1 protein-coding gene is annotated in these 436 nt (G+C 50.2%); it reads right to left on the bottom strand.

Annotated features, from left to right (window positions below; all coding sequences use genetic code 11):
- Positions 1-47: 47 nt before the first annotated feature.
- Positions 48-436: hypothetical protein (locus tag DEQ92_RS24340; RefSeq protein WP_233516963.1), on the bottom strand; the 389-nt coding region annotated here is incomplete at its 5' end.

Below are 436 nucleotides of genomic sequence, written 5' to 3'. Positions count from 1 at the left end.
TAGCGAACTCACCGAGTGAGAACTAGCAAGGCGACCACAAAGATACGCTATGTATCTTGTCGCGGGCTATGCTTTGCATCGAATTCTGTTACCGCTCGCTTGATTACGACTGGTCGACGGCTGACGCGACCTGAAGCAACCCGCATTAATCCCTGGGGATAGTACTCATCGTCATACCCAAAGATTCGATTGACAGCAGCCCGCGGAACAGCGACCTCGTCAAACTCAGTAATCGTGTAGATGAGATTCGACGGTGCGTTCCGCCAGAACGTTGTGCTTGCCCAATCGGAAGAATCCTCAAATGTTAGCCCAACGAACCCAACACCTACGTATTGACCATCCTGATAAAACAATACAAGATCGTCTGACTCCATTTTCTCGAAGTAGTTTCGGTTACTCTCACCATCACGGGCACCCCAGAACCGGACAGACTCAA

It is taken from the genome of Haloferax sp. Atlit-6N, assembly GCF_003383195.1.
Taxonomy (GTDB): Archaea; Halobacteriota; Halobacteria; order Halobacteriales; family Haloferacaceae; genus Haloferax; species Haloferax gibbonsii.
Note: the sequence above shows the minus strand (reverse complement) of the source record. Positions and strands in the feature narration are given on the sequence as shown.